This is a genomic window from Anaerotruncus sp. 80, from assembly GCF_009936115.1.
Taxonomy (GTDB): domain Bacteria; phylum Bacillota; class Clostridia; order Peptostreptococcales; family Anaerovoracaceae; genus Senimuribacter; species Senimuribacter intestinalis.
Genome location: NZ_QWES01000025.1, coordinates 26310 through 52761, shown reverse-complemented (window position 1 = coordinate 52761; position 26452 = coordinate 26310). Strand labels below are relative to the sequence as shown.

33 protein-coding genes are annotated in these 26452 nt (G+C 41.9%); 2 read left to right on the top strand and 31 right to left on the bottom strand.

Translation table 11 applies throughout. From position 1 onward, the window contains the following. The 5 genes from D1155_RS12730 to D1155_RS12710 all read right to left on the bottom strand — a co-directional run. A partial coding sequence (locus D1155_RS12730; protein ID WP_160202791.1) for a BspA family leucine-rich repeat surface protein occupies positions 1-1397 on the bottom strand: 1397 nt, incomplete at its 3' end. A 55-nt stretch (positions 1398-1452) separates the two neighbouring features. Continuing rightward, complete coding sequence (locus D1155_RS12725; RefSeq protein WP_160202790.1) at positions 1453-1926, bottom strand: hypothetical protein; 474 nt, start codon at positions 1924-1926, stop codon at positions 1453-1455. 32 nt (positions 1927-1958) lie between these two features. Continuing rightward, positions 1959-2471, bottom strand: a complete 513-nt coding sequence (locus D1155_RS12720) for a hypothetical protein (protein WP_160202789.1) — start codon at positions 2469-2471, stop codon at positions 1959-1961. A gap of 31 nt (positions 2472-2502) precedes the next feature. Further along, entirely contained in the window at positions 2503-3006 is a 504-nt protein-coding gene (locus D1155_RS12715; RefSeq protein ID WP_160202788.1) for a hypothetical protein, read from the bottom strand. 701 nt (positions 3007-3707) lie between these two features. Further along, positions 3708-4097, bottom strand: a complete 390-nt coding sequence (locus D1155_RS12710; protein ID WP_160202787.1) for a thioesterase family protein — start codon at positions 4095-4097, stop codon at positions 3708-3710. 160 nt (positions 4098-4257) lie between these two features. On the opposite strand from D1155_RS12710, the gene D1155_RS12705 reads away from it, so the two are divergent. After that, positions 4258-5289, top strand: coding sequence for a YeiH family protein (locus tag D1155_RS12705; protein ID WP_160202786.1), 1032 nt, complete (start codon positions 4258-4260; stop codon positions 5287-5289). A 63-nt stretch (positions 5290-5352) separates the two neighbouring features. Here D1155_RS12705 and D1155_RS12700 read toward each other — a convergent pair whose 3' ends face one another. The 5 genes from D1155_RS12700 to D1155_RS12680 form a co-directional block, all read right to left on the bottom strand. Then, entirely contained in the window at positions 5353-6066 is a 714-nt protein-coding gene (locus D1155_RS12700; protein ID WP_160202785.1) for a phenylalanine--tRNA ligase beta subunit-related protein, read from the bottom strand. An 80-nt stretch (positions 6067-6146) separates the two neighbouring features. Next, positions 6147-7031, bottom strand: a complete 885-nt coding sequence (locus D1155_RS12695) for a LysR family transcriptional regulator (RefSeq protein ID WP_160202784.1) — start codon at positions 7029-7031, stop codon at positions 6147-6149. A gap of 311 nt (positions 7032-7342) precedes the next feature. Beyond that, positions 7343-8380: a hypothetical protein gene (locus D1155_RS12690; RefSeq protein WP_160202783.1), complete on the bottom strand. Its 1038-nt coding sequence runs from the start codon at positions 8378-8380 to the stop codon at positions 7343-7345. Beyond that, positions 8373-8744, bottom strand: coding sequence for a hypothetical protein (locus tag D1155_RS12685; RefSeq protein WP_160202782.1), 372 nt, complete (start codon positions 8742-8744; stop codon positions 8373-8375). Before D1155_RS12685 ends, D1155_RS12690 begins: the two co-directional genes overlap by 8 nt. 330 nt (positions 8745-9074) lie before the next feature. Next, complete coding sequence (locus tag D1155_RS12680; RefSeq protein WP_160202781.1) at positions 9075-10079, bottom strand: hypothetical protein; 1005 nt, start codon at positions 10077-10079, stop codon at positions 9075-9077. Between the two features lie 117 nt (positions 10080-10196). On the opposite strand from D1155_RS12680, the gene D1155_RS12675 reads away from it, so the two are divergent. Beyond that, the gene (locus D1155_RS12675; protein ID WP_279261852.1) at positions 10197-10940 is read left to right on the top strand and encodes a NifB/NifX family molybdenum-iron cluster-binding protein; all 744 of its coding nucleotides are present in this window, start codon (positions 10197-10199) and stop codon (positions 10938-10940) included. 63 nt (positions 10941-11003) lie between these two features. Here the strand turns inward: D1155_RS12675 and D1155_RS12670 are convergent, their stop codons facing one another. The 21 genes from D1155_RS12670 to D1155_RS12575 form a co-directional block, all read right to left on the bottom strand. After that, a complete protein-coding gene (locus D1155_RS12670; RefSeq protein WP_160202780.1) occupies positions 11004-11846 on the bottom strand; it encodes a DUF5688 family protein in 843 nt (280 codons plus the stop codon). Between the two features lie 99 nt (positions 11847-11945). Continuing rightward, positions 11946-12440 carry a peptide deformylase gene (locus tag D1155_RS12665; RefSeq protein ID WP_160202779.1) on the bottom strand — a complete coding sequence of 165 codons (495 nt, stop codon included), beginning with the start codon at positions 12438-12440 and terminating at the stop codon, positions 11946-11948. A 78-nt stretch (positions 12441-12518) separates the two neighbouring features. Further along, positions 12519-12875: a hypothetical protein gene (locus D1155_RS12660; RefSeq protein ID WP_160202778.1), complete on the bottom strand. Its 357-nt coding sequence runs from the start codon at positions 12873-12875 to the stop codon at positions 12519-12521. Beyond that, positions 12872-13273: a hypothetical protein gene (locus D1155_RS12655; protein ID WP_160202777.1), complete on the bottom strand. Its 402-nt coding sequence runs from the start codon at positions 13271-13273 to the stop codon at positions 12872-12874. The genes D1155_RS12660 and D1155_RS12655 overlap by 4 nt, the downstream gene beginning before the upstream one ends. Continuing rightward, complete coding sequence (locus D1155_RS15600; RefSeq protein ID WP_201759595.1) at positions 13270-13419, bottom strand: hypothetical protein; 150 nt, start codon at positions 13417-13419, stop codon at positions 13270-13272. Before D1155_RS15600 ends, D1155_RS12655 begins: the two co-directional genes overlap by 4 nt. Positions 13420-13421: 2 nt before the next feature. After that, complete coding sequence (locus D1155_RS12650; RefSeq protein ID WP_160202776.1) at positions 13422-13580, bottom strand: hypothetical protein; 159 nt, start codon at positions 13578-13580, stop codon at positions 13422-13424. A gap of 30 nt (positions 13581-13610) precedes the next feature. Then, positions 13611-14204: a hypothetical protein gene (locus D1155_RS12645; RefSeq protein WP_160202775.1), complete on the bottom strand. Its 594-nt coding sequence runs from the start codon at positions 14202-14204 to the stop codon at positions 13611-13613. Between the two features lie 14 nt (positions 14205-14218). Then, positions 14219-15163, bottom strand: coding sequence for a hypothetical protein (locus D1155_RS12640; RefSeq protein ID WP_160202774.1), 945 nt, complete (start codon positions 15161-15163; stop codon positions 14219-14221). Then, positions 15156-16607, bottom strand: a complete 1452-nt coding sequence (locus D1155_RS12635) for an ATPase, T2SS/T4P/T4SS family (protein WP_160202773.1) — start codon at positions 16605-16607, stop codon at positions 15156-15158. The genes D1155_RS12640 and D1155_RS12635 overlap by 8 nt, the downstream gene beginning before the upstream one ends. Beyond that, positions 16586-17332 (bottom strand): hypothetical protein, encoded by a 747-nt coding sequence (locus tag D1155_RS12630; protein WP_160202772.1) that lies wholly within the window; start codon positions 17330-17332, stop codon positions 16586-16588. The genes D1155_RS12635 and D1155_RS12630 overlap by 22 nt, the downstream gene beginning before the upstream one ends. A 12-nt stretch (positions 17333-17344) precedes the next feature. Continuing rightward, positions 17345-17893 carry an SAF domain-containing protein gene (locus D1155_RS12625; protein ID WP_160202771.1) on the bottom strand — a complete coding sequence of 183 codons (549 nt, stop codon included), beginning with the start codon at positions 17891-17893 and terminating at the stop codon, positions 17345-17347. 171 nt (positions 17894-18064) lie between these two features. Next, positions 18065-18466, bottom strand: coding sequence for a hypothetical protein (locus tag D1155_RS12620; RefSeq protein ID WP_160202770.1), 402 nt, complete (start codon positions 18464-18466; stop codon positions 18065-18067). A 147-nt stretch (positions 18467-18613) separates the two neighbouring features. Then, the gene (locus tag D1155_RS12615) at positions 18614-19522 is read right to left on the bottom strand and encodes a DMT family transporter (protein WP_160202769.1); all 909 of its coding nucleotides are present in this window, start codon (positions 19520-19522) and stop codon (positions 18614-18616) included. 21 nt (positions 19523-19543) lie between these two features. Continuing rightward, positions 19544-20578 (bottom strand): hypothetical protein, encoded by a 1035-nt coding sequence (locus D1155_RS12610; protein WP_160202768.1) that lies wholly within the window; start codon positions 20576-20578, stop codon positions 19544-19546. After that, the gene (gene udk, locus D1155_RS12605) at positions 20575-21204 is read right to left on the bottom strand and encodes a uridine kinase (protein WP_160202767.1); all 630 of its coding nucleotides are present in this window, start codon (positions 21202-21204) and stop codon (positions 20575-20577) included. Before udk ends, D1155_RS12610 begins: the two co-directional genes overlap by 4 nt. Before the next feature lie 48 nt (positions 21205-21252). Next, entirely contained in the window at positions 21253-22938 is a 1686-nt protein-coding gene (locus tag D1155_RS12600; protein ID WP_160202766.1) for an MBL fold metallo-hydrolase, read from the bottom strand. 18 nt (positions 22939-22956) lie between these two features. Then, positions 22957-23508 (bottom strand): glycerol-3-phosphate responsive antiterminator, encoded by a 552-nt coding sequence (locus D1155_RS12595; protein ID WP_161909316.1) that lies wholly within the window; start codon positions 23506-23508, stop codon positions 22957-22959. Between the two features lie 224 nt (positions 23509-23732). Further along, positions 23733-24509, bottom strand: coding sequence for a PHP domain-containing protein (locus D1155_RS12590; RefSeq protein ID WP_160202764.1), 777 nt, complete (start codon positions 24507-24509; stop codon positions 23733-23735). Positions 24510-24521: 12 nt separating this feature from the next. Beyond that, positions 24522-25064, bottom strand: a complete 543-nt coding sequence (locus tag D1155_RS12585; RefSeq protein ID WP_160202763.1) for a DJ-1 family glyoxalase III — start codon at positions 25062-25064, stop codon at positions 24522-24524. A gap of 40 nt (positions 25065-25104) precedes the next feature. Further along, on the bottom strand, positions 25105-25770 hold the full coding sequence (locus D1155_RS12580) for a DUF1461 domain-containing protein (RefSeq protein WP_160202762.1): 666 nt from the start codon (positions 25768-25770) through the stop codon (positions 25105-25107). Positions 25771-25842: 72 nt separating this feature from the next. Next, a complete protein-coding gene (locus D1155_RS12575; protein ID WP_160202761.1) occupies positions 25843-26415 on the bottom strand; it encodes a phosphate propanoyltransferase in 573 nt (190 codons plus the stop codon). Between the last annotated feature and the right edge of the window lie 37 nt (positions 26416-26452).

Here is a 26452-nt window from a genome sequence, read left to right as displayed (position 1 = left end):
TGGCCCTGTGTCTGGTCGCCAGAAAGACCATACTTGTCAACAGTTTCCTGTGCCCAGGTCAATGTTGCTGTGTTAGTCGGTGCAAGATATAAGGCCCCTCCTGTTCTATTTGTACCCCATGCAAGGTTAATATCTCCTCCATATTCAGAAATAGGCATGCCATTAATTATTAGAGTGCCTTTTACATTATCCGCTGCATAAAACATACTATCGACAATACATCCACCCGGAACAGTTAAAATACCAATGTTATATTCAGAGATAGTTGGAGAAGTTCCGGACATTCCCATCATCTGAAACATACCGGACAGATTTGCATGATTATTGATTTTCCACTTATCAAAGCCTAAAAATGTGACTTTGCTTGCTGACATTCTAAAACAAGAAAACATATTATTCATATTTTCGATTTTGGATACATTCCACTTTGATACATCAAGAGCAAATTCGCATTTGTCTGCACTTGCGCAACTTTCAAACATACTTACTGCGGTTTTAACATTTTCAAGATTTAAGTTTTCTAAACCGGAAATCGTAACAGCTTCAGCTTCATATCCAAGCATATAGAACATTTTCTGTGTCGTTGTAACATTTCTTGTATCCCATCCATCCAAACCCGAAATCATAATAGATTCAGCACGATATCCGATTGAATCAAACATCTCTGACATATCTGTAACATTTGAAACATTCCAGTCTTCCATTCCTAAAATGGCTATGTTACCAGCGTTTTGTCCTACCCACTGGAATGTACCATGCATGTTTTTCACATTTGACATATCCCAAGTTTCAAGCCCGGAAATTGTTACGCTCAAAGTCTGACTTCCAAAGCTATAGAACATTCCGTCAGTAGAGGTTACGTTTGACATATCCAGATTTGAAAGTTCTGCTGAAGAAGCATTGGTGCAGTTAAAGAACCATTTTGAAGTATCTGTTGGCGAAATTTTACTGCCTATTTCAACACGTTTTATATTATATCTTGAATTAAACCATGGAACCCCGGTATCTCCAAAGGCATAGTCGTTTTCTGTCCCATCCCAAGCTGGAAATTCCTTGCTGGCCGCACCATGCTTTGCTTCGTTGTTCTCTTGATCTGAATCAAGTTCATTTAGAATGAGAGTACCATCTTCATATAAAACAGTCCTTGTTCCATCAACTACCACAACTTTCGCAACTGCCTTTTTCAGCTTCTCTATAGAAACTTGTTGAGAATTCTGAATCTCAGAATCCTCCAAACTAGAAGCATCTACACCTTCTATATCAGCTTCTCGCACTTCATCAATCGGAATTTGCTCAATAGAACTATCCGGTTCTTCTGCAAAAACCGGGACCGCCATAGTCAAAAGCATAGCCATTATTAGTAATATTGACAACCATCGCTTAGATCTCTTTTTCACATCTTCCTCCCTCATTTCTTTAAAAAAGAACGTCTCAATGGGGACGTCCTGCTCATTAGTCGTTCAGATAAAGGTCGATAATCGTGTTAGTCTGACCAATCAACTCATTATCCATGTCGTAATTGTAAATTTCTGCAATTGCTTGATTCTTCCCTTGTTTAAGGGTGGATGTATCTACAATATCCGCCTGTATTGCATCTCCGGATTTAACAAGTCCGGAATCATATACGTAGGAATCCCCTACTTTAATTCTACATTGTAGCTGCCTTCCTTCATTGAGATTTGCAAAAGCAAGATCCTGCATGGTATCCTCATAAATCTGCACCGCAGAATTGATGCGAATTCTCACCTGCCCGCCGCTTGTATCGCTTAGTTTTTCATCAGTATGCACGATAACAGCTGTTTTGCTGGTTTCAAGCCTGTTCGAGTTTAGGACATAAAACAGTCCTGCTCCCATGAAAGCAACTGCAATCAGTAAAATGATAATCAGTATTTTTTGCTTCTTGTTTTTTTCATTTTTAGTTTCCATTACGTCCTCCTATCTGTCTAAGTAATACTGAATTATATCAGACTTAAGGTAACCACGATACTAGCTGCCTGTTCATGGTTTACAGCTGTTGTTACAACGCCGGTTTTTCCTGTAAAGGTAATATTTTTTGATGCTCCAGCTGCAACACTACTTTCATCCTTTGCAAAGGTCGGACAGGTCTTGATAATATCCCAGGTGGAACTGCCCAATGTCGAAGTCAGCGACAACTTCTTCGCATTTGCATTTAATAACTTAAAGTTGGTAGTTGCGTCAACAAAAGACCATCCGGTTGCAGCAGTAGCAGTAACCTTGTCAATGTTAATAACTCCAGCTGTACCGTTATTGGTGATAGTTACTTTATCAACAATCAAATCAACAGAATTTGCAGAGCCAGTCATATCAATGGATTCTGTCACTGATACATCGATTGCCGTTGCCGGCACAGTCATATATGCTACCACATTGCTTTCATCAGCAAAGGCAGCGACAGAAGTGCTAACCATCATAAGCAGCACACATAGAATAGATAAAATCCTCTTTTTCATTTCATGTACCTCCTTGTGCTTTTACTTACGATTATTTCACTACAGAAACGGTTGTAACGAAGTTAGCAACCTTAGTCTTTTCCTGTGCAGTAGTTACTCTACCAGTCTTGCCTGATAAAGCTACTGTAACTTTTTCGGTTGGGTCAATATTTCCTGCACCAGTGTATGCGCTAGTGGACATATCGTGGTCTCCAGCGACCATAATGCTAATCTTTTTCGCATTAGCTCCCAATCTTGTAAAGTCAGTGGAATCTGCAACTACAGTCCATCCATTATCGCCAGTTACTTCAATGCTTGCTGTCAGCACACCAATTTTGCTATTGTTGATGACTTCCAGGTCATTTGCAACTAAATCAGCGGAATCTGCAGTACCAGTGAAGATGATTTCCTCAGTTACACTAAAATCGATTGCTGTAGCAGGTACATTGATGTAAGCCTGTGTTGTCTGCGGATTAGTTTCGACTGCAAAGCAGTTAACAGCGGTTCCGAGAGTTAACGTTAGTGCGCAAAGCGCAGTGATCATTTTCTTTTTCATTTTTGTTTTTCCTTTCGTTTTTTAAATTTTAATGGTTAAATATATTTTTTCGTGCCAGATTAAGCGACACGTAATGGACTTTCAGTATTGCCAAAAACGTTTTCCATTAGAAACAGATATGTCGTTGACGCCTTTTTCTCTAGTCTTTCTGGTTCTTTAATGAGGATGTTAATGCACTCAGCAAGCCATTCATCCGCATTACTCATATAGTACGAACCGAGCTGTAATCTCCCATTCTCTTTGATTAGCTATTCCAGTTTCTTAATGCTTTGTCCTGGCCATAAATGCCAACTTATACTCCAAATTATATGACGAAGTTTCTTTCACATAGATTGTTGCTTTTACTATGGTGGATGTGATATAGCCACCATTACCATTCGTTTAAAAAGCCCGTCTCACATATAGGATGGCAAGAGTGCGTATTCATATAAATTCTTGACTTCACCGATGGTGTAAACGCTTGTCTCGTTATTTCCTTCCTTTAAAAAACCAGCCACGCATCGAACACGTGGCTGGTTTTTACAAAAAAAGTATTTCGACAAGAGTTTATATCTCTTGTCGAAATACTTTCTACAATGAATCACTTCTGACATCAAAACGCGCTTCAACTCTTTGGGCAATCCTATCAAAGCGCCGCTCGATTTTCAAGCTTTCTCCAATGATAACAGCTGAAACATCTGTAACTACTACAATCATGTTTCTTATTTGGCCTTTTTGCTATTGGCTTTTGTCTGGAATTTCTCATTTTTTATGATAAATCTCTCGTGGGTGCCTTCTCCAATCAAACCCGCTTCATCATAAGCTGCCACTTTAAATACCAGTTTACGTCCATCAATTTCCACAAGTTCGCTTTCGCAGCGAACCACCATATTAAGTGGTGTTGCGGAAAGATGTGCTACGTTAAGCAGGGTTCCGACAGTGCCTTCGTCTTCTCCGAGGTATGGTGCCACACTCTCCCATGCAGTTTTTTCCATCAGTGCAATCATAGACGGTGTTGCAAAAACCTCCAACGTGCCGCTTCCCATAGTAAGTGCTGTATTTTCAGCAGTTACCTTTATTTCCAGCGAGCCTTTAATTCCCTTTTCCAGCATGTTTAATATCCTCCTATTATTTGGTACAAGTCCCTATTTATTTCTATTAGTATATCTTAATTGCTTGCTGACTGCAACAATATACCAAAGATTCTCATTTACATTTTTTCGCTTTTAAGGTATAATTGCTTAGCTAATGACATCTACAAGGAGGATTTATATGAACTTCTATACAAAGAACGGAAAAGGTTTACTACTGTGTATTGCACTCGCTATCCCATCTTGGTTTGCCGGCAAAGCATTCCCGATTATTGGCGGTGCAGTAATTGCTATTTTAGCCGGCATGGTCGTCACACTTTTCTTCAAAGAAAAAGGCAGCTTCGAACCCGGTATTAAGTTCACCTCTAAAAAAATTCTGCAGTGGGCAGTAATTCTTTTAGGCTTCGGGCTGAATCTTAACGTAATTGTTGAAACTGGCAAGCAGTCTTTGCCAATTATCGTATGCACCATTGCAACCTCGTTAATTATCTCCTATACTTTGCACAAGATCATGAAAACGCCAGCTAATATTTCTACTTTAGTCGGCGTTGGCTCTTCAATCTGCGGCGGATCTGCCATTGCAGCAACCGCTCCAGTTATTGAAGCAGATGACGAAGAGGTTGCTCAGGCTATTTCCATCATATTCTTTTTTAATGTCCTTGCTGCAATTATTTTCCCTACTTTCGGAAATGCTATTGGCTTTGATACTACTTCAGGAGAAGCTTTTGGCATTTTTGCAGGAACTGCAGTCAATGACACCTCCTCAGTTACAGCCTGTGCTGCAACCTGGGACAGCATGTGGAGCCTCGGTTCTGCTACTCTCGACAAAGCTGTCACCGTAAAACTGACGCGTACTCTTGCAATCATCCCAATCACTTTAGTACTTGCCTTTATGCGCACGAAAAGGGGACAATCTGCCGATGGAAAAAGTGTTAGCATCAAGAGCATCTTCCCGTTCTTTATCCTTTATTTTATCGGCGCGTCCATCATTACTACGCTTGCAATATCCGCGGGTATCTCCGCAGAGTTCTTTGCTCCAATCAAAGAACTTTCTAAGTTCTTTATTGTCCTTGCCATGGCAGCAATCGGGCTGAATACTGATATCGTAAAGCTCATCAAAACCGGTGGTAAACCACTGATTATGGGACTTTGCTGCTGGGTTAGTATTACCGGAGTCAGCTTGATTTTACAGCATATGATGGGTATTTGGTAAATATATAAAAAGTAAAAGCACGCCTACATGCAGCCAATCTGCAAAGACGTGCTTTTTTAATACTCATTCTTCCAGAATTGCCTCTGAATGCTCTCTATCTAAAATCATAATTTCACATACGCCTCCCAGTCTTGACTCTACTTCTCGTTTCAAGTCAGTCAACACTTCCATCAATTCTTCATACCGTTCTAAATCTATAAGTTCGCAGCATAGCATCGCATTCTTTGTTTTTTCTGTCAGCATGGTGCGCTCAGCCTCTCTCCAGGTCCAGCATCTGCAAACAGCACCGGCGTCGTCTTTGTAGATCAGTTCTTCTGTAAGCGGAGGTTCATTGTTTTCGCCACCGATGACATAAAACATTTCATCGCCATCAGCTTTCGTCAGCAGCAAATTTCCTTCCAAGCAGTCTATGTCCTCGCCGCCACAAGGCATCGCATGGCTCAGAGATACACTGTTATAAATATCCACAATCGGATTAATTGTTCCGAGATGATTTTCCTTGGAAATACGTTTCATCAAAGCTTCGATGGCACATCTTGCGCCCTTCTTGGTCTTAAACTTCATGTAAGCTTCTCTCCAGACTTTAATCACTCTGTTATCTGTGAAGTTAGGTTCTGTCAAAAACGTCAAAGCTTTCCGTTCTCCTTCTCGAATCAGCTCCTCATACTTTACCTCATCATTATGATATTCGTTGGTAATGCCCTTACAGATTACAATTCCAATTTTACAGTCCGGAAATAATCCCCAGAAATCATCTTTACAAATTAGCTTTTTCATCGTTGGTAAACCTTCCTTTCATTCTGTTGATTCAAGTATATTTTACCTGAACCGACCTGTCAAGACTCCCAGTTGCGAACTTACTGCACCATCCATTCCTCAAGCCAAGCTTCTGCAGTTTCCTGAAAACTTTTTATTGCACTGGATGCTGGACCTGCCGCCCTAATCGCAAATCCGATTTTACGGCTTTCCGGTGGATTAAAAGACTTCGCCAAAATGGGAAAATTTAAGTGTCTAAGCAACAGCTCTGGAAAAATCGCAAATCCAAACCCGCTACTAATCATAGACAACATAGTAAAGTCGTTATCTACTCGATATGCAACATCTGCTTTCTTGCCATAACGTTCAAAGATGTCATCTACTTCTCGCTCCGAACTTACCAAAGACTGAATATATGGATACTGATCCAGCTTGCTGGCAGGAAAGCAAGGCTCATCTGCTAAAGGATGATTCTCTCCGACGACTGCAACCACCGGGTCTTCATAAAATTCCGTCACTTCCATCTTTTTCTTTGCAGGAAGGACTACAAAGCCACAATCTACTTCACCTGAGCAAATCATTTCCTCCAGTCTATCATAATCGTCACAGCATTTCATCTCGACCTCTACTCCCGGATAGTGCTTCTGATACTCTTTTACCATGGCAGGCAGCCAATTAGTATGAACACTGCTGAAGCTCCCAATTCGCAGCAACCCAGAACTCAAATTCTTTATCTCATGGACCTTGTTCATCAGAAGGTTTTCACAATTGCATACACTGCGAATATATGGTAGCAGCAGTTTTCCTTCTGCGGTAAGCACTGTACCTCCATAATTGCGAACAAACAACTCTACACCAAGTTCTTCCTCCAAAGAATTAATCAGATAGCTGACACCGGTTTGTGTGTAGCCTAAACTCTCAGCTGCCTTTTTCAAACTGCCCATTTCTACTACAGCTAAAGCCGCTTCATATTTCGGATTCGGCATGTTCGTCCTCCTTTCTCCCCACAAGCAAAAGAGGGGGGGTATAAGTTTTTCTTCAAATTCAGTGAACAATTTCTCGTTTTACATTTACCCTATTTTCGATTATACTATTCTCGAAGAACAAGTGCAAGAGAAAATCCAAGCTCTCTATGTGCTTTAATCGTCATAGCAAGTCAAACACTTCTGTCATGTTTTACTATGCCGACGATGTCTACCCATAAGCGAGATCAAAATAGGGAAGTTGGTCTCGTTTTTTCTTTTTAAATATTTTAATCCTCTCCTCGTATGTCTAGGCTTCAATATTATTTCTGCCTTTATTTTTTACAAATAGAATCAATATAAGCATAGCTGCGCGGGGCGGCAATTGACAGCCAGTCCGGCTTCATCATATAAATCGCAAAGAGTTCTGCTGCATACTCTGTCTGCGTCTGATAGTGTTCTCCCAAATTCAGTCTTCTTCTCTCTGAGAAACAAGAGAAAAATGATTTACCTGTACCATCTAACAGCTCTGGCTGCAGTCTCGTCATGACATGTCCCACCTCATGAAAAAAACTGCCTTCCAACAAATAAGGTCTCTCTGTTTCCTTCAAATAAATTCTTGGTCTTTTTTGTCGACTAGTTGTATACCCACTATAACCTGCTTCTTCAAAAGCATCATTTGGTAATTTCTGTGTTATGGTAATTTGTAACCTTCGCAGATTGCAATGTTTCCTCACTTTCTGCGGAAGCATTGCATATTGATACCTCACACGATTTCTAACATTTTTTTCTTTCTCCATAGGCTGCTTTATTTTCAAAGGAAATTCCACAGCTCGTACATCAATAATAGCTTTCTCTGCCTTAGAAATAAAACCTGTCTTTCCATTCACAAATACTTTATACCAGTTCTTCGTTTGCCCAATAGTACAAATGGCATTTTCTTGATATTCTCTGCCACTACTGTTTCTACAGGGGCTATCATAAACCATCACCCCATCATCAAAGATTAGTTCTTTAAAATATGTACTGCTTGTATAACTCAGTTCTGGCTTTATATTGGTTAAAAATTTCCCGTCAATATATGTTTTTTCTCCAAAAAAGCGGGTTTCATAATAGGTGCGTATCTTTCCATCTTTATCTTTGTGCCTGCTTCTCCCATATACTGCCACACCTTCACCTTCTCCATAAACACCCAGGATATTGCTATACTGGGTACCTTTGTAATAACTACTAAAGCCTGCTTTCTTGAAATACATCTTCTCTGCTGTTCCTGCATAGCCTATCTTAGCCTGCAGACAGAATAAAACACATATTGTAAGTACTATGATAACTACTCTGACACCTAAATTTTTCTGTAATGCACCTTTAATCATCCTGCTCTTTTCTCCTTCTGTAAATCGTTACGAAAACATCACCTGCCCCAAACAAAACCAAAAGGTAAATTCCCAAGGACTGTAAGTCTCCTGTTTCTGGAATTATTATTCTACCTAATTGCTTTGTTCTTTGTTCTGAGTTAATCATGCTTTCTTCTTTTTCAGATTCATTCTTTGGAATCTCTTCCGGCTGAATTTCCACCGTATCCTGTATATAAACACTTTTACTTTCCGGAAGATTAAGATATCCTCCGGTCTCTGTCTGCATATTTTTTTCTACTGCACAAACCGGGGCAGCCATCGTTAAAATAAACAACAGTATACTAAACAGGAAGCAATCCATTCTTAAGATTTTTATTCTCACTCTATCCTCCTACTCTGCCTCCACAGTTACAGCCAAACTTGCAATATGTTTCCTGCTAAGCGGCACACTGACCATACCAGTTTTCCCTTTAGTTTAAACTTTCTCTGCTGTCTCTTTACCCTCCCTTCTCTGCTTGTATAGTTTTTTCTAGCTAAGTTTATGTACTCTGCACGCTTCCTTCCGTCACAAAACTGCTTGAAGTAGCCCCCATCGTTAATACAAGTGCGCAAAGCGCAGTCATTATTTTCTTTTTCATTTTCTTTTCCTTTCATTATTTAAAATTATATATAGCTTTCGTGTCTCCCGTTTCTTAGGCAACATGCAACGGATTTAATATACGTTCAGCACCTGTCGCATTAAAAACAAATAGGATCTAGGGGCCTTTTCTTTCAATTCTTTTGGAGATTTCACCAGTACTCGCAAAATTTCAGCCGCCCATTCTGACATGGACTTTGCATAATATGGCTCTAACTTCAATTTCCTTTGCTCCAGCAGCAGTTTATCCAAGTCCTTATCTTCATTCAATAAATACCTGGTGACAGCATGTCCTACTTCATGGATAAAGCTGAACTCAATCCCTTCATCTTTCAAATAGATTACAGCCTTGTGAGGTCGACTTTCTGTATATCCCAAACTTCCGTTTCCTTCAAAAGGCTCTATAAAATGTTCCTTGCAATAAATTTCCACATTTCGCTGCATCAATCTCTCGCGAATTTTCTGAGATAATTGTGCATACTGCAAATAAATTCTTTCTTTCATATTGGTTCGCTCTGCTGTATCAGGATACTCTTTGTCAGAAATCCTAATCGGAATATAATCAGGTTTTCTGACATTTTTGATGGAATCCGAATTTTTTCGAATATAACCGATTTTTCCTTCAATATAAACAACATACCAATTTCCAGCCTGTCCGATAGTATAAATGCTGCGGTCCTTTGTCTTTAAAACTTTGCCTGAAATGCTTGGTCTGTCATGAATTTTTATTTTATCGTCTACTTTCAATTCTTTAAAAAGATATCGAATTGATACAGGTTTAGCTGGTTTTCTGGAACTCACCTTAGATCGAGGAATATAAAGAATTTGTCCCAAACATTCCACCTCATAATAGTAGACCTTTCTACCGCCAGATAAAATCGCCTTTACAAGACCTTTTGTGGCTACTTTTTGGTTTTTTCCAATGGGCACTACCGCATATCTTGCAGTTTCATGCCCACTACTATATAGCCAGGTCTGTTCTTTGGCATACATGATTTTTTCTGTGTCTCCAAAAGAAACTCTGCTGTTTCCCAAAAGCAACAATCCAATAAAAAATACACTGATTACTTTTCTTTTCATATATTCCCTCTTATTTCATTTGAATTTAAACTAATACCAACTGCTAACAGGTTCGCATTTTATTGACATATGTTCAAAACCCTGTTATAATACTTTTATAAATAACATATGCTAATAATGATGACAGAAGGAGCTTCCATGCCGAGACCCAGAAAAAACAGAATGGTAAACACCATGCCGACAAGCGAAGGCTTTATTCCGGCAGGCTATGAACCAGAATGCTGCAGCAGACTTTCCTGCGTTACCATGACCGTAGATGAATATGAAACCATTAGACTCATCGATTATCTGGGTATGACCCAGGAAGAGTGCGCCGCTTCTATGCAGGTATCAAGACCTACGGTGACTAACATTTACGAGTCCGCACGATACAAGCTAGCAGATGCGTTGATTCATGAAAAACCACTGCTCATCGGCGGAGGCAACTATGATATCTGTCATAAAAACAAAAAAACAGCAACTATTACAAAGGAGACTACCACGATGAAAATTGCAATCACTTACGAAAACGGGCAAATCTATCAGCACTTCGGTCACTGCGAAAACTTCAAAATTTATCAAGTCGAAGACGGCAAAATCCTCTCTTCTTCCATTGAAAATGCTGCTGGGAGCGGTCACGGCGCTCTGGCTGGATTTTTGAAAAATCTCGGTGTCGATGTACTGATTTGCGGTGGCATCGGCGGTGGCGCACAAAATGCGCTGGCACAAGCTGGAATCAGACTTTACGGCGGCGTATCTGGCTCTGCTGACGAAGCTGTCCAGGCACTGGTCGACGGTACTTTGGTATATAATTCCAATGTACAGTGTAGCCATCACGGCGAAGGTCACACCTGCGGCGGCGGAAATTCCTGCCATCACTAAGGTTTACTTATTACAATTTACACAAAAGGACTGCTTTCGTCATAATACCCCCAAAGCAGTCCTTTATTCTTCTGCAATATCTAGTTTTCCTTCCTCCCTACGATAAATATAAACCGAATCAGACAAGTATTCATCCCTGTCCACAAATCTTCCATTAACCCTCAAAACCGTTTCTTTCAGGTCATCGACTTTCTGTCCCATGTCCCTAACAAGCATCACTTCGTGAATAGAAGAAGGTAGCACATAAATATCTGACTGAAATCCCTCCGCCATGCTTTCCAAAACACCTGGATACAAAATCACAGAAGCGCCCATGGTCTTCTTATGATTGGTCAGCATATAAAGTATATCCGGAATACCTGAAATCCGAAGTTCCATTCGATATTTTGTATTTTCTGAAGCTATTTTGTATAGTTCCTCTTCGCATAGCCGCATGTTCTGCGCCAAATTATTCGTAATAACTGCGCTGTTAAAAGTACCGTCAGGTAAATCCACCATAAGCCTGTAAATAACAGAAAGGTTTAAAAAGTGTCTGTGAGGCACACGAGCCAAAAGTTCCGCGTTCTTCTCCGTATTAATCAGCTCGTAAATGATATTTTCCTTTTTTTCTCCTTCGTCTACAAAAGAGCTCATTTCATCTACATGGGCAAGCCCGTTAAGATATTCAAGTGCAATCATTCTAAGAACACTGTCAAAGGGCTGTCCGCTTTGATAGTATTTGTAAAATCTGTACAGATACAGCATGGTCGATGCGCCTTTCTCTCCTCTTGGGAAAATCATCAGTGCTTCCAAAGGCTCGTTGACTTTATAAACCATCTCTGTTTTAAGCTCCCATTCGCAGTATTTTTCCGGTAAATATCCTTTAATATTTTTGATAACTTCTTCTTTAAATTGCATATAATTCATTTTTATTCTCCTTTTCCACGAAAAAACTGCCCGAATTCAAATGAATTTCAAGGCAGTTACTCGTCTCATAAACTGTGTATTGCTGTATATTGCTATACCTTATCTGTAATTGTTAATATTCCCATAAAAGAAGGATTTTTCATCTATGGCTCGCATCGTTGCAAGAACTCCGTCGAGATGATCAAACTCGTGCTGAATCAGTTCTGATAAATCTCCTTTCAAGTGCATTTCCTGTCTTTTCCAGTTCATATCGTAATATGAAATGATACACTCTTTATGCCGTTCAACTTTGACTAATAGACCCGGAAATGACATACAGTCGTCCATAACTGTCATCTTTTCCTCTGTAGGAAAATGCAATACTGGATTGATGAACACCTGTGGGTTATCCACATACATATATAAAAGTCTTTTCTGTATGCCAATCTGCGGCGCCGCAATGGCACGTCCAGCTCCGTAGATTCTCTTGTACTCCATCATCGTGTCATGCAAGTCGGAAACGACAGTTTCGATGTCTTTCAAGTTCTCTTTTCGATACTCTGTACAGGTCACATAAAGCCGCGGATCACCCAAAAGCAAAATATCTTTTATCATGTTCTTCACCTCTTTTACATTATTTTCAGATTTCTTTGATACATATTTTACCATACTGCATCTGTAAATGCAATCTGCCTACTCTGCCCCACCTGCAGAGCTGGCACTCCTTCTAACCGCGCTGACACGCAAATCCTCAAACTGAAGTAAAACTATCACCCTGCATTCTCCGGCTGCAGTTTTACTGCATTCGATATGCCACTTTGCCTGTTCAGACTTCTGCCGCAGATTCTTCTCAATGACACTCACCGCTGCAGACTTCGCCGAAATCTTTGATGCGCCCTGCTTCAAAGCGTATTGCCCCGCAAAAGCCGCCTCTGCTGAGACTTCACTTAAATATGCCTTGGTTCTCAGAATGTGGTTACACTGCTGCTGATATCCGAGGATCGTGAAAACAAAGAGTAAAATCGACATGGTTATCATCATATTTTTCATGGACTATCGACCTCACGCTCGCTTACTACCGTTCTATCAAGCCGATATTCAAAATAATTTCTTTCACTGTCAATATTCCAAAATTTTGCCATGATGATAACAGGTTTCACTTTCACCTCCACCTGATACGAAGTCGGCTGTCCTCTTCCTACAGGTGTTCTTGTCCCCCTAAGTGTAATTTCTTCCTGCGCGCAGTGAAAAACCTTTGCCAGCTCTTGACGCAGCCAGCTTTCACTGGTATCAGTAATGCAGCCGTCCACCTTCACCATATCCCGAAAAGCGGCGGCTGCCTGATCTGCTGCAGTCATCTTGACATAGAGAAGCTGGCTTTGCGTAAATTCCATGAGAACTGCCAGAAGCAACAGCATACTCGCCACCGATGTTATTAAATTCTTCACACGCCGCACTCCTCTTGATACAATTCTATGTTCCTTTCCATAACCGCACTGCCGGCGCTTTTCAAACTGTCCTTATCCCCTGCAATCATTGAAAAAAGGAAGAATCCCAGCACCATAGTTCCTACAATAATCAGTAAATCCTTCATTGCTATTCTCCGATTTCCATGGACTCAATGCTTTCAACACCCTGCTCCACCACTCCTTGGGCTGCTTCCTTCAAAGACACTTCGCCTTCGCCTAAAACCATAGTGTTGACAATGATAACACCCAATAAAATTGTTCCAATAATAATAATTAAATTTTTCATCTCTCTCCTTCCTGACTAACTTACTCTTCCTCAATAAAACATCTGGTCGATCATCTGCAGCGTATTCATAAACACAACTACAATAGTAAAATTCAACAAAATCGAAAAAATGGTCGCAGTCGCTGCCATGGTGGTAATCAGACTCTTTCTTTCTGCCTTGCTCATACCTTTGGTCATACGCTCTCCCATCAGGGCTTCCTCAAAAGCGGTCATATGCACAATCAGTTCCGCCGGATTGATTTTATCGATTTTAGAAAGAACAGCAGCAAAGTTTGCTGCAATTTTTAGCGGCACCTGCTCAGTAAGAATACGAAAGGCTTCCTCCCCCTGTCCAAGACGATATGCCGACAGAATATCCGCATAAGTATTTTGAAGCGCTCCGCTGCACTCCATTAATTGTTCCAAAATAAAATCAGCAGACATGGGAAGATCCTTATGCACCATAGCCAGGTTTTTCAGTACAATGCAGCTGCTATAAATCTCTCGCTCCATCTTCTGGCTCTGAAACAGTCGCCACCTGGCTAAAATTTGCTGTTTTCCCTTGGTTTCTAGCTCCGGCAACATCTTGCTTGTATATGCTGCCAGTCTTCGCGCCTTAAATAAAGGCGTTGTCTTTATCTTCATCGTAACCGCCTTTCCTAAATGTCCATCTTCTCTCTAGACAAAAATACATTGAGTAGCAGGCTAGCCAAATACATCATGGTCATAATTAAAAACCACTGCAGTCCCAACACTGTGCCAAACTGATACCGGATAAATTTTGTCGGCGTAAAGCCAAAATACCTGCACGCACCCACCACGGTCAAAAGAAAGCTAACCGGTGCTAAGTACTTCAAAATCAGCTTAGCCTCGTTATTTTCCCTTTTTCCATGCTCGATTACCTTACGGCTTTTTATCATCGAGGCGAGCAAATCCTCCAATGCGTTATCGACTCGAACACCGTATAGATAGGCGAAGAAGATATTGGTAGAAAGGGCATTACCCCATGCCGTATCAATTCCATAGCGGAAAGCTGTAAGATGTTGATCCACTTCCTCCTTAGTGACAGACTTCTGCAATCCCTTTGCCAGCTGCAGCAAAAGCTTTCTGGACTCTGGCGCTTTATCCAGCTCCGCCGCTGTCACTTCGATGGCTTCTTTGATATTAAAATCATGAATTTTGTAGTTGTTGAGAAGTTCCTGCAAAAGTACGTCTCCTTCCTTTGAGCGGGAAACCCGACGCCCGTAAAGCCTTGCCATGAGAATAGTATAGGGTAGCAGCCCCATAAAAATCCCACAAAGCAGCGCCATAAAAGGACCTGTTGCAAGATAAGCAGCTAATCCGCTCCCTGCCCCAAGAATAAGGCTAATCAGATAGAAATTTTCTAAACTTGTGAAAAATTTTTCTGTCTCCGCTCCTTCAATGACCAGCGCAAGATGCTGTCCCAAAGGGCTTCTTTTCAGAAAAAGATTTTCGCTTGTAACTTTCTTTAGATTTCTCCTAATATATACTCTGCTGCGAAAAGTCATGTACAGGCTATGTAATGCTGGCAGCTGCCAAATACAAATCCCTGTTAAGAACAGCACATACAAAATCTTATCCACAGGTGCCTCCTTCTGTCTGGTAATAAGCAGGAAACAGCGTTTCTGCCTCCGATTCTGCCATCGGCATATTCGCTGCCAGCTGCGCCAGCAAAAGGTTCATCTCTTTGATTTCTTTTGCAAGCTGTGGATATTTCTCTGCTTTCTCAAGACAAGGATTTGGATTCCAACGCCATACTTTCTCAAAAAAATCGTAGCTACACAGCTTTTTTGCAGCAACTTTATCCTGTTTCACATCATAGGAATATTGCCAAATTCCCTTCAGCACCTTCTTCGATTTGTCCTCAGGCACCTGAGAAAGTTCCAACACATAGTCAAAATTTTTGTATACCTGCGCAATCACCTCTCTCATATCGCCGCCATAACTTTGACAAATCTTGGATGCCATTTTATACGGTACATTGACTGCGTCGTTATCGTGAATGGTTCCCTTACTTCTGGTCGTTCCCGTCGATGTAATATCCAGTGCCAAATAAAAGGCTGGCCCATCGCGCATTTCCTCCAGCAATATATAATCATTGTCACCACGAAGAAGTGATTTTGTAATGGAAGAAAGGCGCTCTCCATCAGCAACCAGCTGCATAATCGGCGCCTTCGGCATAATCTCATGCCACGGTGTTTCCGGATCAGTGGCGATAGCAAGTCCCTCCAAATTCGGATCTTCATACTTCTGCCAAACCTGCATAAAAGTAGTCTTCCCCGACCTGACCTGTCCGGAAAACAGCACATTAAATCCAATTTCTATCATCTTGTAAAACAGTGAAATTGCTGCTTTGGGGATGGTGCCAATCTTTGCTAAATGTTCAAAGGAAAGCTCCGGCAGAATATATTTACGAAAGACCATAATATCCTGCCCCTCCTTGGTTCTATCTCCGGAATAAATGGTAATTCTGATTCCGTTGTTCAAGTACACCTCATGAAAGCCGTATTCCAGTCTCTCATAAGGAGTCGCTAAAAGCAGAGTTCTTTTTAGCTGCTCTCTTCTCCTTCCGGGAATCCTTTGAGGCTGCAGCTGAGATTTTCCGTCAATGAGGCAGTAAAGTCTATCTCCAATCAGTTTTGCTGATGAAGACTGCCTGTACTTTTCATCCATGTCGTAAGCCCAAGGCGCAAGACCGGAAAGACCATAAGTTTCTGCAAAAATCCCTTCCGCCAAATCCGGATACCACGGCGGATACCAGCTATCTGTCAGTTTTTTCTCTCTCAAAATCTCCTTAATTTTTTCCTTATAAAAAGCTGTCTCTGCTGAAAATCCCATCATAGCCCGTTTCTCCCTCTCCAGCTTTCTGTTCTTTGCCATATCGTCAGTTTCGTCCCATTCCTTGTCAAATTCTGCCTCCACAATGGAACAAATTTGACGAAATCGCGCTAGCGGCTCTATCTCATCCGACTCCTCCTTGTGCAAAACTTTGCTCAAATACGCTTCTAAAGAAAATGCTTTTTCCATATCCCCTCCTTCTTCCCTGCCGGTTCAAAGACATCCGCTAAAGTTTCAACTCCTCGTGCAAACTTTCCATAGCGCAGCAGGCTTTTATTTTCCATCTCTGCTTGCCAGCCGTATTCCACATAAGGCACCGTAAAAGCCTCCTCTATTTCACACAGCGACAAAATATCGTTTTTCAAAAGCAGCGCCGGATCTTTCAAATATTTATTGATTACTAAATCTCCTCCCTTCCCGAGAGGCTGCACGATATTCTTCTGCAGCAGAATCAGTCTGCGAATAGATTTGGACTGCTGGGTTGTCATAAAAAATCTGTGGTCCGCTGTATTTAGAGCTGAAATGGTAATACCAAGATTTGCGTCACTGCCACCATCGATAACTGTATAATCAAAATCATCTCCTATCTCAGAGAGGAGTACTTCGAAGGTGTTCTCAGTAAAATACCCGGCAGCGAGCTGGTTTCTCACGCCGGGCAGTACCCATAATCCTCTGACCTCTTCCAAATTCTGATACATATCCTCTGCAGTCACCTTTCCACTTCGAATCGAAGCTTTTAAATCATCGATGGAATGCCTGCTGCTCAATGGCAAAAATTCCTCGCCAAACTTGCCGCTTCCCATCAGATAGAGCACTTTGTTTCCCCTCTGCTGCAACACTTCTGCAAAAGACTGCGCAATCATGGTCGTTCCCACCTGATTATCGCCGCCAAAAAATCCAATTATTTTTTTCATCTGTCCTCCTTTCTAATGATATACCAGTATCATCTTTTCCCCGCTTTCTGCCGCTTTAGACAGCTGCTGCGCCTGTTTATCAGTGACTACAATTTCTACACTGTGATTCTCTTTATCGACAAGGCGCACCGGTGCAGATGTTACAAGTCCGCTGCCAAGAAAAAAATACGCATCGTCTCCTCGTCGAAGTGATGAAGGTAATGCATAAAGCCACTCTTCGGGTACTGTCAAAACGTATTTTCCTTCTTTTGCGCCGGACACAAGTTCTACCTGAATAAAATATTCCTGAAACAGGGGCAGACCTTTATGAATAAAGGCTGCCGCCTCTTTTCCAACCAGCGAATTCTTCTCCCCCGGTGTTATAAAATCTTTTTCTGATACTTTCATCTTCACAGTCTGAAACATATCCTCTCGCAAAATGGTGCCTTTTGCCACATTCTTACTGCACACTAGCACCTCATCGTAAAGAAACTGCGCTTTGCCCCACTTTTCCCAGGTAACCAGCGCTGCTATGCTAACCGCAATAAGCACGATACCGATGATTCGTTTTCCTCTGTCCAAAGGAAACCTCCTTTCTTTTCAAAATAAAAAAGGATAGAAAAAGGACCGCCCTATGGGCGGCCCTCGGTCTATTTCCATTCACCTCTATCTATCCGTAATATCATAATAGCACATTTTTTCTCCCCTTACAATACTTTTTTTAACATTTTTTAAATTTTTTTCCAAAACATCTTACATCATAGATAAATTCTTTGCGACCGTATACAGAAACCTCTGTTTCCAGTATCTCCACAGTTTGTTCGGAAATGCCTTTCCGGTATTTTTGAGAATCAGATTGCTCAGAATAAACGAACGATATTCCTCTGGCACCATGCTCAGCGCCGCATGAATGCCGCGAATCCTTTCTCGCAGCACAGCCCTCTCTACAGCTTTTTCTTCCGTCGGACGATATAAAACAAAATTGCTTGTTCTATCACTGACAATACTTCTGCCTCCGGCTATTTCCTCCTGTTCAAGCTCTGCCAATCTGTTTTCCATTCTCTCCAAATCTCTGACTGCCCAAACGCTCTGATAATACACTGCATCAGGCATAACATACTCCTTATACTTTGTCTGTTGCCATTCTCTTGACATAATCACCTCTTTCCGAAACCTCTGCTTATTTTTTACCATAATTTACAGATTATGTCAATACATTTCCATCAAAAATGACAAAGAAAAAGACACCCTGCATCAAAAACTGACAAAGTGTCTTACCATATAAAATTGATAAATTGTTTTCTAATCCGGATTACCTGTAGAAGCAAGACACACGCCTGTAATGGTCAGGGCTACCCCCACAACAGTATACCAGCCAAAAGGATCGCCTGCAAAAAGACAACCCGACAGCACACCTACTGCAGTGACTGAATTAGCAACTAAATTGGTGCCGATTGTTGCCGGCAGCTTTCCAAGGACGTAGTTAAAAATCAAATAGCTCAGACAAGAACAGCAAATACCAAGAAACAATACGCCACCTAAGACAGTCATATCGTTTAAGCAAAGTGCATATCCGCGTACACCATTGCCCATAGCAAAACTAATTGCATTAAAACAGATTGCGCCCATAACAGAAATAGAAAAAGTAACCTCCAGTGCGTCGAACTCTTCCGAAGCTTTGCTGCTGCTAAGAGAATACAGCGCACCAGAAATAATCGCTGCCAGAAGGAATAGGTAACCGATTCCTTTTCCACCTACAGAAAACTCCGGTGAAAAATATACGCAAACAACCACACCGACGAAAGCCAGAATAATAGCACCAATAATTTTCTTACTGGTTTTCTGATGCAAGACAATTGCACTGATAAGGAGAACCATCAATGGAATCGTCGCAATGAAGATTGAAGATTCCGATGTACTGGTATATTTTACCCCCAGCGTTTCAAACGTTGCATAAATACAGGGCTGTAAAATTCCAACCAATATCAACAGCTTAATATTTTTCCCTTTAAATTTCACCTTCACTATGCGAAGTGCAATCAAAACCAGAAATACCACAGTTGATACTGTCCAGCGAAGTGCTAAAAGTTCCATCACTTCCAGATGATTTAATGTAACCGATGTACCTAAATAAGACATTCCCCACATCAGCGCACAAACAGGCACCAGTGCATACAGGAACCATTTCTTTTCTGTAATCTTTTCTTTCAAATCAATCGCATCCTTTTTTGTTTATTTCTCTGTATCCAATACCCTTATCACATCACCGAAAATACCGTATGCAGTCTGCTCGATTTCAGGTGCATGCTCAATCACAGACAGTTTACCCATCAAATCTGTTGTAATCGATATCACGGAAGTAGTACTGTCGATAGTTGCAAGCATATCCTGCATCTCAACCTCCACCGGTTTTACGCTGGCATACACCCTGCCGTCTTTCCGCCAGCCTCTGCAAAGAAGTTTAATGACCCTTCCCCGTGAAGCCGCTTCTTTGATATCGGAAACAGTAATATTCTCAATTCCGGTCCGATCTACCTCCGAAGGTGTAAGCCCTGCATCCATCAGAACATTTAAAAGCGCCGTAATCTTTGCTGCTGCATCATATCCCTCGATATCCATAGCCGGATTTGCTTCAATAAATCCTTTTTTCTTGCCCGCAACAATAACATCATCGTAAGGCTTTCCCTGTGCCAGTCCCTCCAAAATATAATTAGTGGTACTGTTTAGAATTCCGGAAACCTCTGTCACCTGACAGAATTTCAGTGTATGCTCCACCAGATTAAATACTGGTGTTCCATCCATTACCGTCGTTTCATAGAAAAAGCACAGGCCGTTCTCTTTTGCCAGCGATTTCAACTCGTCAAAAGCCCATGCAACCGGTCCTTTATTAGCCGTAATCACATGCTTACCACATGCAAAAGCCATTTTAATATGATCGATAGCAGGCTGTCCTGTAAAAATCTCCAGCGGCGTCAGCTCACACACTACATCACAGTCCGCTTCCTCAATAACCGCCAGCGCATCCTTATGACAAAGTCCAGGTGTATCATCTGCAAACTTTCCAAAATGCTCTATATCTGCACAGACCTTTAAAAGATCAATACCACCTGCATCGATAATCGTTCCCTTGGAGGCTGTTGCAATGGCGGTAACCTTTACACTTCTGCCATAAATCCTTTGAATCTCCGGAAGTTTCTCTGAAAGCATCTTTACAAATGCCTGTCCGGCATTTCCAAAGCCCAATAAAGCCAGCTTCAGATCGTTCATACTTTATCTTCCTCCTGCAATAACGCCCGGATTCTGTGATTGAGCATATCCAGCGCCACCACATTGAATCCTCCTTCTGGAACAATAATATCCGCTTTTTTCTTACTCGGCTCTACAAACTGCTCATGCATCAGCTTTACTGTCGTCAGATACTGAGCTACCACTGAATCCAGTGTTCTTCCCCGCTCCTTCACATCGCGCAGAATCCTTCTGATGATCCGCACATCTGCATCGGTATCTACGAAAACTTTAATATCACAAAGATCTAAAAGCGCCTGATTTTCAAAGATTAAAATACCTTCCACTACGACGACTTTAGAAGGAGTAACCGGCACAGTTTCAGCTACCCTGTTATGAATAGTAAAATCATACACTGGTCTCTCAATTTTTTTCCACTGTTTCAGCATTTTCACATGATCAACCATCATATCTGTATCAAATGCGTCCGGATGGTCGTAATTCAGCTGGCACCGCTCTTCATAGGTCATATCATCATGGGCTTTATAGTAAAAATCATGACTGAGAATGGTGATCTCATCACTGAACTGTTCTTTAATCTTGTGAATCAGCGTGCTCTTTCCTGATCCGGTACCGCCTGCAATTCCTATTACGATTACATTCTTCATCTATTTTCTGCAAACCTTTCTTCTATGAACTAAGCTCTCTGCTATGCTTTATTTCGGATCTACAACAGGTTCTTCTCTTGAGCGATCCTCTTCGGTCACAGCAGAACCCAGCACCATTGTCGCCTTTGCAAGTTCCTGGACAATATTATTAATCTTTACCAATTTTTCCTGGGAAATATTTCTTCCCATTGCCAGGTCTGTATTGTATAAAATGCTTTCAATTCCACTATGAATATCTGAAATTTTCCGTCTGACTGCCTGAATTTCCTCATCTTCCACTGCTTCTTGCTCTGCCTGCTCATAGTTGAGTATCTGTGCAGTATTCATGTCCAGTTCAAATTCTGAATTTCCCAGCACCACCACGGGTTCATAGCCCAGTTTATCGTGAATCAGTTTGCCAAAATCTTTCTTGGAATCTTCTTCACCGTGTACCAAAAATATCTGTTTCGGCTTCTGTCTAAAGCCTGCAAGCCAGGAGAAAAGGCCATTCTGATCGGCATGACCAGAGAATCCTTCCAAGTTATAAATCTCAGCATTAACATGAACTTCTTCGCCAAAGAGAACGATATCTTTAACTCCTTCTACCAGCAGTTTTCCCAGCGTGCCTTCTGCCTGATAACCCACAAAGATTACGCTGGATCTTGCATCCCATAAATTATGCTTCAGGTGATGACGAATCCTGCCCGCCTCACACATCCCGCTGGCAGAAATAATAATTTTAGGATTTCGGTCCAAGTTCAGCGCCTGAGACTCTGCCGTACTTCTTGTAAATTTCAGGTTCTTAAAGTCCAGCGGATTATCCCCACGCAAAATATAGTCTCTGGTTTCGTCATCAAACACTTGTGCATTCTTTCGGAAAACCTCTGTAGCTGTGGTCGCCATCGGACTATCCACATAGACCATCAACTGATCCAGTTCATCCTTATATTCGCTATGTTCTTCATAAAACTTGTTAAATTCGTAAACTAGTTCCTGAGTTCTGCCTACTGCAAAGGATGGAATCACCACCGTACCACCTCTTCTCGTTGTGTTCAGCACGATATCGAGAAGTTCTTTAATACTGGTGATGTTTGCCGGGTGATTTCTATTACCGTAGGTCGTTTCCATAATCACGTAATCCGCTTTTTTAATGATGGTCGGATCCTTCAAAATGGGACGGTTCACCATGCCAAGGTCACCAGAAAAGACAATTTTAGACTCCTTACTGTCCTCGCAAACCCAGATTTCTGTAATTGCCGAGCCCAAAATATGTCCGGCATCATTAAAGACGATTTTCATATGATCGTTAATCTTAATCTGCTGATCATAGAGTATTGGCTCCACATACTCCAAGGCCTTCAACGCATCATCATAGGTATAAAGCGGCTCTACCGGCGGTTTTCCCGCACGGGCTGCCCGCTTGCTTTTCCATTCCGCATCCTTTTCATGAATAAAACCGCTGTCCTTAAGCATGACATCAAGAAGATCTGCTGTCGCATCGGTGCAGTAGATTTTTCCTGTAAATCCTCGTTTAACAAGAAGCGGAATCCTGCCGCAGTGATCGATATGAGCATGGCTTAAAATGACACACTCTATCTCTTTTGGATCAAAAGGAAACGGCTCGTAGTTCAGCGCCTCCTGTGCTTTTCCCCCTTGAAACTGCCCGCAGTCAAGCAGTACCTTATGATTTGCTGTTGTTAACAAATGGCAAGATCCTGTCACGCCCGAAGACGCTCCACAAAATTTAATTTTCATATGTTCCCTCGCTTTCAGCTATACCTTCGTAGTCCAAAGCTGCGCCTCTCCAGTAGAAACGACGGTGGCGCCTGCCGCAAGTGCAGCCCTGACTTCTTCCATGGTTTCAACGATCCCTCCTGCAATGATGGGCATATCGACCTTCTCCGAAAATTCCCGGATCTTCTTGGTGATAATCCCCGGCATGATTTCTATGATATCAGGTTTTGATATCTTGATGGATTCAACCGATGTTCCCACCGAATGAGAATCTACCATAAAGAAACGCTGTACTGTAATCAGGTCGAACTCTTTTGCCAACTTGACAATGTTGGTTCTGGTGGTCAGCACGCCATCCACCCCCTGTTTTGCCAAAAACTCAAGTCCTGCTCTATCCTTTCCGATTCCTTCTGCAAAATCCACATGGATAAATGCCTTTTTTCCTGCACTATGTATTTCCTTTACACACTGATTTACTGTCATAATGTTGGAATGAAGTAAAAACACCATATCCACATCTGAGCGCAGAGCCTTACTGAAATCTTTCTCTGTACGAATCGCTGCAGCGATGGGCTTTTTCATGAAATCCATAACCATATTTCTCTCCTCTTCTCTCATGGTCAGACGCAAGAAAGGTGAGACCCCCTATTCTTGTATATCCAATTATTACTATTATAATACGTTCCGCCCGGTTTTTGAATAGTTTTTTTGGAATTTGAAATTGTGTACAAAAGCTATAAGATTTTAGCTGAATTTAAAACAAAAAGACACCTCGGGACTTTCAACCCGAAAGTGTCTTCACTTTATAATAAATTTTATTCCTCATCTCCATGAAAATCCGAGCCCTCGGTAATATGCAGGTGATATTGGCCTGCCATGACTACCAGCTTCAACGCCTGCTCATGACTAGCAGAAGGATGATAGCATTCCATACCCTTTAAACCATGCTTTTTCAAATCCGCCACAATGAGGTCCAGATTCTTCCAAAATACTTCACTGCTCGAATCGCCGATTTTCTTTGTCTTCAGAGGATGCGCCAAAACCGCCATGCCGCCAGCCTCTTTGATGATATCGATGGCCTCATAGGCGCTAATCCGCTCCCGCGGCACTTCATCAAACAAATCCCACATGTTTTCCGGCGCGCAGCCCTTCCGTTTCAGGACTCTGGCAAAATTAGGCTTGCCGATGTAGTCTTGTCCGGGACGCTCGATTAAATCCTCGTACACAAGATCATACCCTAAACCCTGCAGGTGCGCAAGCAGTCTTTCGTTGCGATCCCTGCGGGATATCCTCAACTTCTCGATACATGCTTTCAGCGCCGCGTTTTCCGTATCAATATGATAGCCAAGGATGTGCAGTTCTATTTCCTGCCCTTCAAAATCATAGCTACTGCCGATTTCAATGCCCGGTATCACCTTTAGTTCCAGCGCTTCTCCTGCGATAACCGCCTCATATACGCCGTCCACGCCGTCGTGGTCCGTTAGGGCAATCACATCGTAATCTCTTCCCTTGTACATTTTCACAAGCTCCGTCGGCTTCATGGTGCCGTCCGAAAACCAGGAATGCATATGATAATCAACCTTATAGTTCATCTCTCACCTCTATTACTTGTACAAAAGCTCCGCAGAAGTTTCCCTCGCAGCTTCCGCACCTTTCAGATAAGCAACCAGCGAAAGAGCAAAATCCATCGCCGTGCCGGGCCCCTTGGAGGTAATGATATTTTTTGAAACAACGACCCTGTCGCTGCGCACAACAGCACCGGCAAGTTCTTCCTCCATACCATCATAAATCGTGGCTTCGTGTCCGGAAAGAAGACCTGCTCGTCCCAGCACCATCGGCGCCGCACAGATTGCCGCAATTGGCTTTCCCGCTTCATAAAAAAGCTTTAGTTCCTCGTTCAGTTCCCCGTGATTGCACAGATTTATCGTTCCCGGCATACCGCCCGGCAAAATCAGCATCGCGCATCTGTCGTACAGTCCTTCCTTAAAAAGGATGTCCGCTTCTACGCCAATTCCATGAGAACCGTAAACCAATTTATCTTCCATAATAGAAACCGTTTTTACCTGAATATCCGCACGACGCAGTAAATCTACTGCAGTCAGAGCTTCCACTTCTTCAAAGCCGGTTGCTAAAAATACATAAACCATAATTCTTTCTTCCGCCTTTCCTTTCAAAGTCCATCTTCCGTCAATAAAATATCCGTTCCGGCTTTGTCAAATGATAGTTGATATACGTCAAAAGGGCCAAAATCGCTGCGCCAAAAATGGACGCAAAAATTACATACGTTTTAAAAAAGGGATCTCCCAAAATCGTTACCAGCGTTGTCGATTCTTTCGGCAGCTCAATTCCAACCAGAAAATTGTAAGTCCACAGTCGAAATCCCTTGCTGTACCAGCATACGCCCTGTCCTATTAACAGTAGTGCGCTGAGCACGGCCCCCGTTCGATACCTGTTTCTAAGTGCCTCCCTAAAGTCGTTTTTCCACAAATAGATATACACAGCTAACGCAATCGCAAAACAAAACAGTCCAAAGGCAAGCTCAATATTGAGAACCGTCTTTACTCGTCCCATAATCCTCTGCTCCGTCTTATCAAAGATTGGATCCTGGTAGACGCCGTTATCCTCATATACCTGAAAAGATTCTCCGCTAAAAGAAGACCAATAGGAAGATATGCCTGCCGCCATATCCCGTTCCGTCACATTATAGGGAATTTCTCTAATAACTTGACTGTCATTGAAATGAAATACGTAAATTTCCGATACGCGAAGTACCAGATTTGAAGTTAAAATCACAATCATCAGCGGTAGCAGTACCGCTAAAATCATGGAACATAAATAATTAAATTTGTGCATTTTGACTCCTAGCCTACATGAAAAGCGGGGATAGACACCTGTTTGCCTATCCCTGTTTTGCTTCTTATTGTGTTATTTAATGATTTCACACACTGCATCAGGTCCGCAGCCTGCTGCATTTCCTTCATCTGTGTCAAGATGAACTTCTTTCTCGTGTTTTGCGCCAGCTCTAACCAGTACGTTATCAAAGATCAGACCTCTTTCGCCTTCGATTTTGATGCTGACCCAGTCGCCGTCCTTTACGCCTGCTTCTTCTGCCTGCGCGTCGTTTAAGTGTACGTGTCTGAGCGCTGCGATTACACCGTGATCAAGTTCAACTTCACCACAAGGTCCAACCAGCTTACATCCTGGTGTTCCTTCCAATTTACCGGATTCTCTGACCGGCGCCTTGATACCGATGGTTCTTGCATCAGTCAATGCCAGTTCGACCTGTGTTTCTGGACGAACTGGTCCCAGCACTCTAATTCCTGTTAAAGTCTTCTTAGGTCCTACAATATCAACCTTCTCTTCAGAAGCGAACTGACCCGGCTGTACCAAATCTTTGGTAGGAGTCAGCTGATGTCCTTTTCCAAAGAGAACGTCTAAATCCTTCTGACTTAAGTGTACATGTTTGTTGGATAAACCAATATTTACTTTGTAACCCATTTTTATATATCTCCTTTTTATGTAAAAATTATTATAA

Coding starts and splice junctions, on each gene's coding strand:
- D1155_RS12725 (WP_160202790.1), bottom strand. CDS start 1,926: ATGGAAACTAAAAATGAAAAAAACAAGAAGCAAAAAATACTGATTATC.
- D1155_RS12720 (WP_160202789.1), bottom strand. CDS start 2,471: ATGAAAAAGAGGATTTTATCTATTCTATGTGTGCTGCTTATGATGGTT.
- D1155_RS12715 (WP_160202788.1), bottom strand. CDS start 3,006: ATGAAAAAGAAAATGATCACTGCGCTTTGCGCACTAACGTTAACTCTC.
- D1155_RS12710 (WP_160202787.1), bottom strand. CDS start 4,097: ATGCTGGAAAAGGGAATTAAAGGCTCGCTGGAAATAAAGGTAACTGCT.
- D1155_RS12705 (WP_160202786.1), top strand. CDS start 4,258: ATGAACTTCTATACAAAGAACGGAAAAGGTTTACTACTGTGTATTGCA.
- D1155_RS12700 (WP_160202785.1), bottom strand. CDS start 6,066: ATGAAAAAGCTAATTTGTAAAGATGATTTCTGGGGATTATTTCCGGAC.
- D1155_RS12695 (WP_160202784.1), bottom strand. CDS start 7,031: ATGCCGAATCCGAAATATGAAGCGGCTTTAGCTGTAGTAGAAATGGGC.
- D1155_RS12690 (WP_160202783.1), bottom strand. CDS start 8,380: ATGATTAAAGGTGCATTACAGAAAAATTTAGGTGTCAGAGTAGTTATC.
- D1155_RS12680 (WP_160202781.1), bottom strand. CDS start 10,079: ATGAAAAGAAAAGTAATCAGTGTATTTTTTATTGGATTGTTGCTTTTG.
- D1155_RS12675 (WP_279261852.1), top strand. CDS start 10,197: ATGATGACAGAAGGAGCTTCCATGCCGAGACCCAGAAAAAACAGAATG.
- D1155_RS12670 (WP_160202780.1), bottom strand. CDS start 11,846: ATGAATTATATGCAATTTAAAGAAGAAGTTATCAAAAATATTAAAGGA.
- D1155_RS12665 (WP_160202779.1), bottom strand. CDS start 12,440: ATGATAAAAGATATTTTGCTTTTGGGTGATCCGCGGCTTTATGTGACC.
- D1155_RS12660 (WP_160202778.1), bottom strand. CDS start 12,875: ATGAAAAATATGATGATAACCATGTCGATTTTACTCTTTGTTTTCACG.
- D1155_RS15600 (WP_201759595.1), bottom strand. CDS start 13,419: ATGAAGGATTTACTGATTATTGTAGGAACTATGGTGCTGGGATTCTTC.
- D1155_RS12650 (WP_160202776.1), bottom strand. CDS start 13,580: ATGAAAAATTTAATTATTATTATTGGAACAATTTTATTGGGTGTTATC.
- D1155_RS12645 (WP_160202775.1), bottom strand. CDS start 14,204: ATGAAGATAAAGACAACGCCTTTATTTAAGGCGCGAAGACTGGCAGCA.
- D1155_RS12635 (WP_160202773.1), bottom strand. CDS start 16,607: ATGGAAAAAGCATTTTCTTTAGAAGCGTATTTGAGCAAAGTTTTGCAC.
- D1155_RS12630 (WP_160202772.1), bottom strand. CDS start 17,332: ATGAAAAAAATAATTGGATTTTTTGGCGGCGATAATCAGGTGGGAACG.
- D1155_RS12620 (WP_160202770.1), bottom strand. CDS start 18,466: ATGTCAAGAGAATGGCAACAGACAAAGTATAAGGAGTATGTTATGCCT.
- D1155_RS12610 (WP_160202768.1), bottom strand. CDS start 20,578: ATGAACGATCTGAAGCTGGCTTTATTGGGCTTTGGAAATGCCGGACAG.
- udk (WP_160202767.1), bottom strand. CDS start 21,204: ATGAAGAATGTAATCGTAATAGGAATTGCAGGCGGTACCGGATCAGGA.
- D1155_RS12600 (WP_160202766.1), bottom strand. CDS start 22,938: ATGAAAATTAAATTTTGTGGAGCGTCTTCGGGCGTGACAGGATCTTGC.
- D1155_RS12595 (WP_161909316.1), bottom strand. CDS start 23,508: ATGGATTTCATGAAAAAGCCCATCGCTGCAGCGATTCGTACAGAGAAA.
- D1155_RS12590 (WP_160202764.1), bottom strand. CDS start 24,509: ATGAACTATAAGGTTGATTATCATATGCATTCCTGGTTTTCGGACGGC.
- D1155_RS12585 (WP_160202763.1), bottom strand. CDS start 25,064: ATGGTTTATGTATTTTTAGCAACCGGCTTTGAAGAAGTGGAAGCTCTG.
- D1155_RS12580 (WP_160202762.1), bottom strand. CDS start 25,770: ATGCACAAATTTAATTATTTATGTTCCATGATTTTAGCGGTACTGCTA.
- D1155_RS12575 (WP_160202761.1), bottom strand. CDS start 26,415: ATGGGTTACAAAGTAAATATTGGTTTATCCAACAAACATGTACACTTA.